The following is a 12902-nucleotide window of genomic DNA, read 5'->3' as shown; positions in this document are numbered from 1 at the left end:
ATCCCCTTAGCGGTAAAAGTATTCAACAAGGAAGAGCGGCACCGACGGCACATAGGTGCAGAGCAACAGCACTGCCAAGAGGACCAGAATAAACCAGATGTTGACCTTGGACACTTCCCAGATATTCGCCCGCGCCACCGCACAGGCCGTAATCAGGACCGAGGCGACCGGCGGCGTCTGTTGGCCAATGGCGAGGTTGAGCGTGACGACCAGCCCGAAGTGCACCGGGTCAATGCCGGCAGCGGCAATCAGCGGCATTACGATCGGAATCACCAGAATGATCGCCGCAGCAGAGTGCAGAAAGAAGCCGATGATCAGAAAGAAGAAGTTGAGAATGAGCAGGATCGCCCATTGTTGATCGGTTATATTGAGAATGCCCTGTGCCAGTTGCTGTGGGATCTGCGCGCGGGTGAGAAACCCGCCCATCAGAACTGAAGCCGCCACCAGAAGCATGACGACTGCCGTCTGCATACCACCATCCAGCATGGCGCGGCGAAGGTGCTTGAGATCAATCTGCCGATACCAGGCCGAGACCACGATAGCCGCGATCACGGCCAGCCCTGCTGCTTCGGTCGCTGTGACATAGCCGCCAAAGATGCCTCCCAGAATGATGACCGGCAGAAAAAAGGCTGGCAGGGCATCCATGAACGTTTCCCGCACGCGCGGTATATTGAACGCTTCTTCGGTTGGCAGATTGTAGCGGCGGGCAAAAATATAGGCCACAAGCATCAAGCCAGCCGCCCCCAAGAGACCGGGGACCACGCCTGCAACGAAGAGTTGCTCAACTGATGTATTGGCAGAGGCCGCATAGAGGATCATGGGAATCGATGGTGGAATGATGATCGCCAGCGATGCGGACGAAGAGGTGACTGCGGCGGAAAGTTCCTTGGAATAGCCGCGCTTTTTCATTTGCGGAATAAGGATGGAACCCATGGCTGCGACGTCGGCCACAGCAGACCCTGAGATCTCGGCAAAGAAGAGGGAAACCCCGATATTCACCATCGCGAGACCACCGCGAATGAAGCCAATCAGCGACGAGACAAAATTGATCAGCCTGTCAGTGATTCCCCCCGCATTCATGATCGCACCCGCAAGAACGAACATTGGAATGGCAATCAGGGAAAACTTGGTGGAGCCATCGTACATGTCGAGCGCGATGGTCACGAGGCTGTTGGCACCTTCGGTCACAAAGAGACCCAAAACGCCTGCCAATGCCAGCCCAATGGCGATCGGCACGTTGATGCAGATCATCGCCACGAGGGCCGCGAAAATTCCCAGCATCAGCATCACACGCGCTCCTTGTTCTTGTCGAGTTCGGTTTCGACCTCTTCCTCGATCTCGGCATGTTCCAGAGAGATGCCGCGTGCGGTCTGGGTCCAATAATTTGGCAGGCTCAGCAATTGGCAGGTGATGAACAGGATGGCACCGATGGGAATAACCGATTGGGTGAATTGCACCGGCACCCAAGTCAGGGCCGTCAGATGATCGCCTTCAAGGACCTCAAGCACCTGAAACCCGGCACGCGCCATCAGAATGAAGAACAAGAGAACGAGACCTTCACCGATCAAGACCGCAATCATGCGACCACGCGGCGGAATGGCCAGCAATACGGTGTCGAATCCGATATGTCGTCGATGCAGCGCTGCGAGAGCCGAGCCATAATAGGTAATCCAGGCGAGCATAATAGCGGCCACTTCATCATACCACGAAAAGCTCTGCCCCATGAGGCGGGCAATAACGGCGACGATCACGGTTACTGTGAGCGCAACCATCAAAAAGATCGTAATCCATTCCAGAAGCCGGCTTGCGATCAGGTTGGTGCGTTGAAGAAGAGCGTTCATTTGGTCCTGCGTTCAAGTGCATCGAACCTGCCCGGCAGCGCTAGGCCGGGATTGATCCGCAATGTCATGTCCACGGTGAAACGGCGGTCCCTGAGCGGGACCGCCGACAGTCGCTCTTAGCTCGATTCGCCAAGAGCAAGAACGGCATCAATCAGTTCCTGACCGCCCTCAACTTCGGCTGCGAAGGCATCATAGATTGGTTTGGACGCTTCGATGAACGCTGCCTTGTCGGCTTCGTTCACCTCGACGCCGGCCTCTTTGATCACGTCGAGAAGCTCGGTTTCAAGCTCTGCTGCTTTCTCATATGTGAAGGTCTGCGTCTCACCGGCGCAGTCGGTCAGCACCGCCTTCACGTCGTCAGGTTGTTCATCCAGATGCTTTTTGGACGCCAGAATATACGCAGGCGTATAGACATGGCCCGTGATCGAGAGATACTTCTGTACCTCTTGGAACTTGGCCGAGGCGATTTGGGCATAGGGGTTTTCCTGCCCGTCGATCACGCCCGTCTGCAAAGCGGTGAACACGTCAGAAAAGGCCATCGGTGTTGGATTGGCGCCGTATTCCTGGAACATCTTGACGCGCCATTCGCCGTTGGGCGTGCGTAGCTTGATGCCTTGCAGATCCTCAGGGACATTGATCGGCCGGGTGTTGTTGGTGATGTGACGAAAGCCGTTCTCGGCCAGGCCGACTATGTGATAGCCATTTTCGTTGGCTGCCCCCTGAAACTTGTCCATCATCGCATCCTGAACGCGGCGCATGTGGTCGCGATCCTTGATGATATAGGGCATCTCGAAGACGCCAAAGATGCCATCCACCGAAGACATCACTGATGAGGGTAGCGCAAAATCCACCTGACCCAGCTTGAGTTTTTGCAAGAGTTCCTTGTCCTTGCCCAACTGCGACGAGCCGAAAGTCTGAACTTCAACCTTACCGCCAGATTTCTCAGCGACGCAGGCGGCATAGTGATCCGCGGTCGCCTCGAATAGTGATCCTGGTGCACCGACATGGCCGAACTTCATCGTGATATCTGCGGCCGTTGCGGGCAGCGCGACGAAGGACGCTACTACGGATGCAATCAATGTCTTTTTCATGGTCTTCCTCCCTTGGTTTCTCGTTATTGACGCGGATTTTGCCGCGCGGTCGTCATGCGTTCTCCCGGTAGGGATCGTAATGTTCCGGGCAGGCTCCTCTTCCCACCCGGAACGCGCGATCGTCAGGCTGCAGCGCGGGCGCTATCAAATTTCTGACCCAGCACTTCCATCGCCGCCTGCACGCCCCCGGCCCGGTGCGGCACGCCTGCATCTCGCAGGCCCATTTCAACACCGGCCAATGTGCCGATCAGCATGAGATCATTGAAATCCCCCAAGTGACCGATACGGAACACCCGATCCGCCACTTTGGACAGACCGTTGCCCAGCGACATATCATAGTTGCGCAAGGTGACGGAGCGGAAGTTGTCGGCAGAATGTCCCTCGGGCATCATCACCGCGGTAAGCACGGGCGAGCGGTCCGACGCCTTTTTGCACAGCACCTCAAGGCCCCACGCCTCGACCGCAGCACGCGCCGCAGCACCGTGCCGCTTGTGCCGGGCAAAGACATTTTCGAGCCCTTCTTCGTGCAGCATGTCAATGGCCTCGTTCAGGCCATAGAGCAGGTTGGTCGCGGGGGTGTAGGGGAAATAGCCGGCGTCATTGGGCCCGGCCATTTCCGCCCAGCTCCAATAAGAGCGTTTGAGAGCGGCGCTCTCGGAGGCTTTCATCGCCTTGGCGCTAATCGCATTGAACGATAGTCCCGGCGGCAGCATCAGACCCTTTTGCGATCCGGAGACTGTGACATCCACCCCCCAGTCATCATGCCGGTAGTCTACAGAGGCGAGCGAGGAAATCGTATCGACCATCAAGAGCGCCGGGTGATTGGCGGCCTCCATCGCGCGGCGCACGGCGGCCACGTCAGTGACAGAGCCGGTCGAGGTCTCGTTATGCACGACGCAGACGGCCTTGATGTCGTGGCTCTTGTCGGCGCGTAGATGCTCTTCGATCTGCGCGGTATCCGCCCCGGCGCGCCAGTCACTGTCGATGAAGACAGGATTGAGCCCCATTTTCAGCGCCAGTTTCTGCCAGAGCATAGCAAAATGGCCGGTTTCATACATCAGCACCGTGTCGCCCGGTGAGAGCGTGTTTACCAGTGCCGCCTCCCAAGCGCCGGTGCCGGAGGACGGATAGATCACCACGCGCGATTCAGTCCTGAAAATTCTCTTCATACCCTCGAGCGCCTTGCGGCCGACTTCGGCAAAGGCCGGGCCGCGGTGGTCCATGGTCGGGAAATCCATCGCCCGCAGGATTCGATCCGGCACGTTCGACGGGCCGGGGATTTGTAGAAAGTGGCGGCCAGCGGTCATTGTCGATCCTCCCAAGATACGTCCCTGTGCAGCCGGTTCTGTTAATCGCCATCGCTGGCACACAGGTGAATTTTGTTGAATTGAATTCTGAATTCAATATTCTGTCAAGACTAAACTCAGACCATCGACCGGATCGGGGACCCATGCTCGGCAGTACAATTCAACAGCGCCTCGACCGTGAGGTGCAGGGCGAAACGCGCTTTGATGCCTTTTCGCGCGGGCGTTACGCGACCGATGCCTCGATCTATCAGATCATGCCAGCGGGAGTGCTCATTGCCAAGGCGCCGGGGGATATTCTGGCCGCATTGGACGCTGCGCGTGAGGCGGGTTTGCCCCTGACGATGCGCGGCGGCGGCACCTCTCAATGTGGGCAGACGGTCAACTCCGGCCTGATCGTCGACTGCTCGAAATACCTAAACCGAATTCTGGAGCTGGATGTCGCGGGTCGACGTGCGGTGGTCGAGCCGGGGATCGTTCTGGACGATCTGAACCGGGCGTTGAAGCCGCATGGCCTTTGGTTTCCGGTCGATGTCTCGACCGCCTCGCGCGCCACGATCGGCGGTATGGTGGGAAACAATTCCTGCGGCTCGCGGTCGCTGCGCTATGGCACGACACGCGACAATGTGGAGCGGATCGAGGGGTTTCTGGCCGATGGGACGCCGTTCGATTTCGGCCCCGGATCGGGCAATCGCGTGCCAGAACCCCTGTTGCGGCAAATGCTTGATCTGGGCGCACGCGAGGCTGAGGAAATCGCCGCGCGATTCCCCAAGGTGCAGCGCCGCGTGGGCGGATATAATATCGACGCGCTGGTCCCCGGTGACAGGCCCATCAATCTTGCGCATCTGCTGATCGGGTCCGAGGGTACGCTGGCCACCTCGACTGCTATCGAAATCCGGCTCTCGCCGTTGCCGTCGAAAACCCGTGTGCTGGGCGTCTGCCATTTCCCCACCTTCCGCGCCGCGATGGAAGCGGCCAAGCCACTGGTCGAGCTTGGGCCGACGTCGGTCGAATTGGTGGACAGCACAATGATCGACCTTGCGCGCGCCATCCCGCTCTACGCGAGAACGCTGGAGCAATTCGTGCGCGGCGTACCCGCCGCGATGCTGCTCGTTGAATTCGCCGATAGCCCGCCCGAGAACGAAGAGAACATGCGTCGGCTGGCCGATACCATGTCCGACCTTGGCTATGGGTTCGGCAAGGGGGACGCCCATGAAGGCGGTGTGGTCGAGGTCTGGGATATGGCCCTTGCCGCCGAGATTGGCGAGTTGCGCAAGGCGGGACTCAACATCATGATGTCGATGAAAGAGGCTGGCAAGCCTGTGTCTTTCGTCGAGGATTGCGCCGTGCCGCTGGAGCATCTGGCGGATTACACCGACCGGCTGACGGAGGTGTTTCATAACCACGGCACCACCGGCACGTGGTATGCCCATGCCTCTGAGGGGTGCCTGCATGTGCGCCCTGTTCTGAACCTCAAGCTGGAACAAGACGTGCGCAAGATGCGTGAGATCGCTGAAGCCGCGTTTGAGATGGTGAGGCAATACAAGGGCTCGCATTCCGGCGAACATGGCGATGGGATCGTGCGGTCAGAGTTTCACGGCGCGATGTTCGGCCAGCAAATCCTCAAGGCATTTGAAGAGGTCAAGGCGGCCTTTGATCCCGACACCCGCCTCAACCCCGGCAAGATCGTGCATGCGCCGAAAATGGATGACCGCAGCCTGATGCGCTATCCGCCGGGCTATGATTTCGCTGACCTCAAGACCGGGCATGACTGGTCCGCCTGGACCGGCAAGGGCGGCGGCTTTCAGGGCGCGGTCGAGATGTGCAACAACAATGGCGCCTGTCGCAAGCTGGCGGGCGGGGCGATGTGCCCCAGCTACCGTGTGACGCGCGACGAGCGGGACGCAACGCGCGGCCGCGCCAATACGCTACGGTTGGCCCTGTCGGGGCGACTTGGCAATGAGGCGCTCTTTTCCGACGAGATGGCCGAAACGATGAAGCTCTGCGTCGGCTGCAAGGCTTGCAAGCGCGAATGTCCCACTGGCGTGGACATGGCCAAGATGAAGACTGAGGTGCTGTATCAGCGTGGGCAAAAGCTGGGATTCGGCCTGCGCGCACGGCTGATTGCGGAGCTGCCGCGCTATGCGCGGATGGCCGTGGTGCTGCGTGGCCTCATCGCGCTGCGCAACCGCGTGCCGATGCTGGCAGCCCTTGGAGAGCGGATGACCGGGCTGGCGCGAGCGCGCTCACTGCCGCTCTTCCGGAGAGATTTTTTCAAGGATTCAGAGGTCAAACGCGCCCGGTCTTCGGCCAAGGCGGGCAAGGTCATCCTTTTTACCGATACGTTCAATCGCTGGATGGAGCCCGAGATTCCTCGTGCCGCGCTGCGCGTGTTGACGCGCGCAGGCTATGAGGTGATCACCGCCCAATCGCCCGGTCGCCCGCTCTGCTGTGGGCGGACCTATCTGGCGGCGGGGATGATCGAACAGGCTCGCGCAGAGGCGCGGCGGACCCTTGATGCCCTCCTGCCTCATGTGCGCGCGGGCGTCCCGGTGGTGGGGCTGGAACCCTCGTGCCTGCTGACGCTGCGTGACGAGTTCCTGACGCTTCTGCCCGGTGACGACGCACGCCTGCTGGCAGAAAACGCCTATCTCTTCGAGGAATTCATCGCTCGTGAATCCCGAGTGGGGAAACTCGATCTGCCCCTGCCCGAACTGGGGCAGACCGCCCATGTCCACGGCCATTGCCATCAGAAGGCGGCAGGGGTGATGGGCGATATGGGCGCGGCGCTGACGCTGATCCCCGGTCTTGACCACAAGACCATTGAGAGCAGTTGTTGCGGCATGGCGGGGGCGTTTGGCTATCAGGCAGAGACCATCGAGGTCTCGCTCAAGATGGGGGAATTGTCGCTCTTGCCTACGGTGCGTGCCGCCGCCCCGGATGATCTCCTGATTGCCAATGGCACCTCTTGCCGTCACCAGATCTTTGACGGGACGGAACGCCGCGCGCTGCACATCGCGGAAATCTTCGACAGAGCGTCGGAAACTACTGTAAGGGAGGGCCGAAATGATGGATGACCATAGTCAAGAGACCCCCATGACCGCCCTCAAACCCGATCCAATCGGACGAACAGCCCTTGCCGTCGAGATTTCCAACCGCCTGCGCCAGATGATCCTCGAGGGTCAATTGCTGCCCGGTGAGAAGATCAACGAGAAAGTCTTGACCGAGCAATTTGGCGTATCGCGCACGCCGCTGCGCGAGGCGCTAAAGGTGCTGGCCGCCGAAGGCCTGCTCGACCTCATCCCGCATCGCGGCGCAGTCATCACCCGGCAGAGCGAGGCTGAACTGGCCGAGGTGTTCTGCGTACTGGCCGCTCTGGAAGGACTGGCAGGGGAATTGGCGGCCGAGCACGCGAGTGAAGACATCCTTCACGAGATCGCAGATATGACACGGGCGCTGCGCCGCACGTTTGACGAGGCAGACCGCCCGACTTATTTCCGTATCAATCAGGAAATCCACAAGACGATCCTCGCTGCTGCGGGCAATGATATGCTGCTGCGCTCGCATGAATTACTGGCCTATCGCGTGCAGCGTGCGCGCTATCAGGCCAATCTGACTGCGGAACGCTGGCGCGCGGCAGTCGAGGAACATGAGGCCATCCTAGACGCGCTGAGCAGGCGGGATGCCGAACGCTGTGGCAAGCTGATGAAGGACCACCTCTTGCGCAAGTTCGCCTCGATCAAGGCCAAGACGCAGGGGTGATTGCTCGCCACTCGGCCCCCTATGCCGGTCTGAACCGCCCCGGTGCCATGGCCGCCAGAACGTGATCCGGCACATCCGGCACGCCCCTTGCAATCAGCGCCGCCGTCAGCCGTGAGAGCGCAGGCGCGGTCTGCACGCCGTAGCCACCCTGCCCGGCCAGCCAGAAAAAACCGTCCGCCTGCGGATCAAACCCCACCACCGGCGTGCGGTCTGGGGCAAAGGTGCGCAGGCCTGCCCAACTATGTTCGACCCGTGTCACCGGCACGCTGACCGCCTGCTCGAACCGATATAGCCCCTCGGCCAGCACCATGTCATCGGCCCAGGCGTCATGGGGGGCGACCGGGTCTTCATCGGCGGGGGAGACCATCAACTTGCCCGCTTCGGGCTTGGCATACCATGTTTCTGCGATAGAGCCGAAGATCGGCCAATGCTCCGTTTCATAGCCCTGGGGTGCCGGAATGATAGCGGCTGAGCGCCGGTAGGGTTGCAATCCTGCGCGCGGCAATCCGGCCAAGGCAGAGACCTCATCCGCCCAGCCACCCGCCGCGTTGACGATGATTGGTGCGCTATGCTGACCCTGTGCGGTTTCGACCTGCCATAACCCGGCGCTCTGCGACAGGGCTGTGACCTGAGCGCCGGTCACGATCTGTCCGCCACGCGCCCGTAGCATGCGCGCATATCCTTGTAACAAGAGGTCCACGTCGATGCCACGCGCGTTGCGTTCGATCATCGCGCCCGCGATGCGGTCGGCGCGCAGAATTGGAACGATTTCGGCGGCCTCTTTGCCGGTCAGACGGTCGATGCCGGTCGAGCCGTCGAGATAGGCGTCGAGGATCGGCAATTCTTCCTCGGAGGCGACCATCAATTCGCCGCGCGGGCTGATTAAAGGTTTGTCGCTGATCTCGCCCGGATGCTCAAAAATCGGCTCCGCCACGGCATTGAGGGCGCGTAGAGTGGCATTGCCGTAGTTGCGGATGAAGATGGCGGCGGAGCGGCCTGTGGCGTGATAACCAATCTGCGGCTCCATCTCGAGAACGACGACATCGGCACCGCCGCGCGCAAGCTCTGCCGCCGCGCTGATCCCGGCAATGCCGCCGCCGATCACGATCACATCGGGCATGGTCACACCCCCTCAAAGCCTGTCAGGACCGAAGTCAGGTTCCGCCCTAGCTCCGCGCAGAGATACCCGCCCTCTTGCACAAAGAGGGTGGGTAGCCCCAGCCCCGCAATCGCCGCCCCGATGCGCCCAAATCCGGGCGTGGTGATGGCCAACCCTTGAAACGGATCGCCCTCGTAGGCGTCAAGACCAAGCGCCACGACCACCACATCGGCCCCGAAATTCGCCACCCGCTCCAGAGCGATGTCGAGCGTTTTCAGATAGGCATCATCGCCTGTGCCGCGTTCCAACGGCAGGTTGAGGTTATAGCCCCTGCCGCGCCCCGTGCCACGCTCGTCGGCGTGGCCCCAGAAAAAGGGATAGAACCGCGCAGGATCGGCATGGATCGAAATGGTCAGCACATCGTCGCGATCATAGAAAATGCCTTGGGTGCCATTGCCGTGATGCACATCGACATCAAGGATCGCCGCGCGCAGCCCATAGGCGCGCAACCGCTCTGCCGAAATCCCGGCGTTGTTGAGGAAGCAGAACCCCCCAGCCAGCTCGCCAAAGGCATGATGCCCCGGCGGACGGCAGAGTGCATAGGCGGCCCGCTCTCCGGCGGCAAGCATGTCCGCGCCAGTCACGGCGGTCTGCGCCGACCAATAGGCAGCCTCCCACGTGCCCGCCCCGATTGGGCAGGCGGTATCGGCCTGATGGTAGCCGGCCTGCCCGACTGCAGACTTGGGGTAATTATCGCTGCGGTTGGCGGGATGTATGTTGGGGATCACCTCTTCTCCCGCGCCGTCGATATGCTGCCATCGCGCGTAGATGTTGCGCAGAAAGGTAACATACTCTGGCGAATGGAGAGCCGCGATGGGGCCAAGCCCGGCATCGTCGGGCAACACAAAGTCGCAGCCAGCCGCCTTGGCCCCGTCCGTCAGCCGCGTGATGCGCTCGGGCTGTTCGGGGCTTGGCTTGATCACCCCGTTGGCCATGAAATGCTTGGGATCATGCCGCCATTGGCGCTCGTCAAAAATTGCCTTCATCCGTGTTCTCCCATCAATCTGCGCATCGCTGCCTGAGGTAACCGCATCTGTGTCACTTGATCCTGCGCCTCGAAACCCAGCCGTTCGTAGAACCGGCGTGAAGCCGGGGTGTGGGCGTAGACCGCCAGCATCATCCATTCCGCCCGCCAGAGTGTGCCTGCGCGGCGCGCCACCTGAGATAGGAGTGCGCGGCCCAACCCCTTGCCGCGCGCCGCCTCTGTGACCCAGAGGTCAGAGACATAGACGCCCGCCGCCCCGCGCACGGTGGAAAACATCGGGCCAAAAAGGGCGGCACCGATCAAATCCCCCTCCACCGCGAGCAGACCATAGGCCGCCGGTATCTCTCCCGTCAGCCCGGCGCGCAAGGCGTCCAGCCCGGCGCTATGGGCATCGCCCAAATCCGCGCTGAGTTGGCGCAAGGCCGTGTCCAACATGGCCAGATCATCCTCAGTTTCGACCATCCGGAATTCTGCCATGGTTCAGATTGCCACCCGGTCTGCGCCCTTGAGCCCCAAGAGCGCGCGGGCCTCATCGGGGCTGACCACCACCCGGCCCAACGCCTCGACGATGCCGCGCACCTTGGTGACCTGTTCGGCGTTGGAGTGTGCCAGCGTGCCGCGCCCAATGGTCAGGCTATCTTCAAGCCCCACACGCACATGCCCACCCATTGCCGCCGCCTGCGCCGCCATCGGCATCTGATGGCGCCCGGCGGCCAGCACGGAGAACATGTAATCCTGACCAAAGAGCTTGTCCGCGATGCGCACCATATGCGTGAGGTTCTCGGGGTCCGCGCCCATTCCCCCCAAAACACCAAAGACGAACTGGATGAAATAAGGCGCGCGGATCAGCCCGCGATCCGCGAAATGGCGCAGCATGTAGAGGTGGCTCAGGTCGTAACATTCAAATTCGAACCGCGCCCCGCGTTCCTCGCCCAGTTCCGTCAGGATGCGGGCGATGTCTCGGGGGGTGTTCTTGAACACCAGATCATCCGAGCCTTCGAGAAAGGGCTGCTCCCAATCGTGCCGCCAGTCGGTGATCCGCTCTGCCATCGGATAGAGCGCGAAATTCATAGTGCCCATGTTGAGTGAGGCCATTTCCGGCGCGGCCTCGATGGGCGCGGCCAGCCGTTCATCGAGCGTCATGGTCGCGCTGCCCCCGGTCGAGAGGTTCAGGACCGCATCGCAGCCCTGTTTCAACCGGGGCAGAAAGGCGCGGAAATGTGCGGGGTCGGCAGAGGGCCGCCCGGTTTGCGGATCACGCGCATGCAGGTGCAGAATGGCCGCTCCCGCCTCGGCCGCCTCGATCCCGGCATGGGCGATTTCGTCAGCCGTGATCGGCAGGTGTGGCGACATTGAGGGCGTGTGGATCGAGCCTGTCAGCGCGCAGGTAATGATAATCTCGCGCATTACACGGCCTGCTCCAGCGCGGGGCGGATTTCGTTTGTAAACTCTGCCAGCGAGGCATCCAGCATTTCGGTAATCTCGTCCAAGTGCGTTTCGGTCACGATCATTGGGGGGGCGACGATGATGTGATCCCCCTTGATCCCGTCACGGGTGCGCCGCGCATAGACGATCAGCCCCTTTTCATAGGCGATCTGCACAAAACGGTCAAAGGCGCGCAAGGATTTGGGCAGCGGGGCCCTAGTGCCGCGATCCGCCATGAACTCGAACGCGGTGAGCAGGCCCTTACCGCGCACGTCGCCGATGATGGCGTAGCGCTGCATCAGGCCGCGCAGGCGCTCTTGCAGCCGGTCGCCCATGTGCGCGGCGTTGCCCACCAGATCCATTCGCTCGATCTCGTCGATCACCGCGAGACCAGCGGCGCAGGCCAGCGGATTGCCTGCATAGGTAAAGCCATGCAGAAAGCCGCCCGCATCCAAAACCGGCTCGACCAGCCGCTCATGCGCCACCATCGCGCCAAGCGGCACATAGCCAGCGGCAAAGCCCTTGGACATGACGACGATATCGGGGGCGAGGTTCCAATGCTCTGAGGCGAGGAATTTGCCGGTCCGTCCTGCACCGGTCATCACCTCGTCCAGAATGAAGAGCACGCCGTATTTACGGCAAATCTCTTGCACGCGCTCCATATAGCCGCGCGGCGGCACCAGTGCCCCGGTAGAGGCGCCGCCGATGGGCTCGACCACAAAGGCCAGCACGCTCTCGGGGCCTTCCTCCAGTATCTTGGCCTCGAGCATGTCGGCGTAGTGGTGGCCTGTCGCCTCAAGGTCGGCGTCCAATCCATCCAGGTAGGCGCGCGGTGCCGGGATCTTCGGCATCGCCTGCATCATGGGCAGAAAGGGATCGGTCAGCGGCGCATAAGAGGTGATTGCAAGCGCGCCGAGCGTGCAGCCGTGATACGACGGTGCGCGGCTGATGATTTTCCACCGACTGCCCTGACCAATGGCCAGAGCATATTGCCGCGCCAGCTTCATGGCAGATTCCACCGCCTCGGACCCGCCCGAGACAAAAAACACCCGGTTCAGCCCCTCGGGGCAGAGGGCTGCGGTCTTGGCGGCGAGTTTCTCTGAGGCCTCGGTCTCGAAATGCAGGCGATAGCCAAAGGTGGATTTCTCCATCTGACGGCGCATTGCCTCGAGCACATTCTCATTCGAATGGCCGATGTTGCAGACCATCGCGCCGGAGGACCCATCGAGATAGCGCTTGCCATCCACGTCCCACATATAGACGCCGCGCGCCTGATCGAGCACCGGCTTGCGCTCGCGCCCCTGATAAAAAAGATGAGAGGGTTTTACGTTCATT

Annotated in this window: 11 protein-coding genes; 2 read left to right on the top strand and 9 right to left on the bottom strand. The window is 61.2% G+C overall.

Annotation, left to right across the window (positions count from 1 at the left end; genetic code table 11):
* Positions 1-6 precede the first annotated feature (6 nt).
* From ACSSVY_RS13005 to ACSSVY_RS12990, 4 genes are all read right to left on the bottom strand, one after another.
* On the bottom strand, positions 7-1287 hold the full coding sequence (locus ACSSVY_RS13005) for a TRAP transporter large permease (RefSeq protein ID WP_009816675.1): 1281 nt from the start codon (positions 1285-1287) through the stop codon (positions 7-9).
* A complete protein-coding gene (locus ACSSVY_RS13000; protein WP_454270011.1) occupies positions 1287-1841 on the bottom strand; it encodes a TRAP transporter small permease in 555 nt (184 codons plus the stop codon). The genes ACSSVY_RS13005 and ACSSVY_RS13000 overlap by 1 nt, the downstream gene beginning before the upstream one ends.
* 116 nt (positions 1842-1957) lie before the next feature.
* On the bottom strand, positions 1958-2932 hold the full coding sequence (locus ACSSVY_RS12995) for a TRAP transporter substrate-binding protein (RefSeq protein WP_454270010.1): 975 nt from the start codon (positions 2930-2932) through the stop codon (positions 1958-1960).
* A gap of 122 nt (positions 2933-3054) precedes the next feature.
* Positions 3055-4239 (bottom strand): pyridoxal-phosphate-dependent aminotransferase family protein, encoded by a 1185-nt coding sequence (locus tag ACSSVY_RS12990; protein ID WP_454270009.1) that lies wholly within the window; start codon positions 4237-4239, stop codon positions 3055-3057.
* A 143-nt stretch (positions 4240-4382) separates the two neighbouring features.
* On the opposite strand from ACSSVY_RS12990, the gene ACSSVY_RS12985 reads away from it, so the two are divergent.
* Together ACSSVY_RS12985 and ACSSVY_RS12980 are read left to right on the top strand one after the other, a co-directional pair.
* Complete coding sequence (locus ACSSVY_RS12985; protein WP_454270008.1) at positions 4383-7313, top strand: FAD-binding and (Fe-S)-binding domain-containing protein; 2931 nt, start codon at positions 4383-4385, stop codon at positions 7311-7313.
* Between the two features lie 19 nt (positions 7314-7332).
* On the top strand, positions 7333-7998 hold the full coding sequence (locus tag ACSSVY_RS12980; RefSeq protein ID WP_454270007.1) for a GntR family transcriptional regulator: 666 nt from the start codon (positions 7333-7335) through the stop codon (positions 7996-7998).
* Between the two features lie 19 nt (positions 7999-8017).
* Here ACSSVY_RS12980 and ACSSVY_RS12975 read toward each other — a convergent pair whose 3' ends face one another.
* Genes ACSSVY_RS12975 through ACSSVY_RS12955 form a run of 5 tightly spaced genes read right to left on the bottom strand, consistent with a single transcriptional unit; the run spans position 8018 to position 12901 of the window.
* Positions 8018-9118, bottom strand: a complete 1101-nt coding sequence (locus ACSSVY_RS12975; protein WP_454270006.1) for an NAD(P)/FAD-dependent oxidoreductase — start codon at positions 9116-9118, stop codon at positions 8018-8020.
* 2 nt (positions 9119-9120) lie between these two features.
* Positions 9121-10143 (bottom strand): histone deacetylase family protein, encoded by a 1023-nt coding sequence (locus tag ACSSVY_RS12970; protein WP_454270005.1) that lies wholly within the window; start codon positions 10141-10143, stop codon positions 9121-9123.
* Positions 10140-10619 (bottom strand): N-acetyltransferase family protein, encoded by a 480-nt coding sequence (locus tag ACSSVY_RS12965; protein WP_454270004.1) that lies wholly within the window; start codon positions 10617-10619, stop codon positions 10140-10142. Before ACSSVY_RS12965 ends, ACSSVY_RS12970 begins: the two co-directional genes overlap by 4 nt.
* A 3-nt stretch (positions 10620-10622) precedes the next feature.
* Complete coding sequence (locus ACSSVY_RS12960) at positions 10623-11549, bottom strand: 3-keto-5-aminohexanoate cleavage protein (RefSeq protein WP_454270003.1); 927 nt, start codon at positions 11547-11549, stop codon at positions 10623-10625.
* On the bottom strand, positions 11549-12901 hold the full coding sequence (locus ACSSVY_RS12955) for an aminotransferase family protein (protein WP_454270002.1): 1353 nt from the start codon (positions 12899-12901) through the stop codon (positions 11549-11551). The genes ACSSVY_RS12960 and ACSSVY_RS12955 overlap by 1 nt, the downstream gene beginning before the upstream one ends.
* Between the last annotated feature and the right edge of the window lies 1 nt (position 12902).

This window comes from Roseovarius sp. MBR-51 (genome assembly GCF_053628575.1).
The sequence above is the reverse complement of the archived record's forward strand: the minus strand, read 5'-3'. Positions and strand labels throughout refer to the sequence as shown.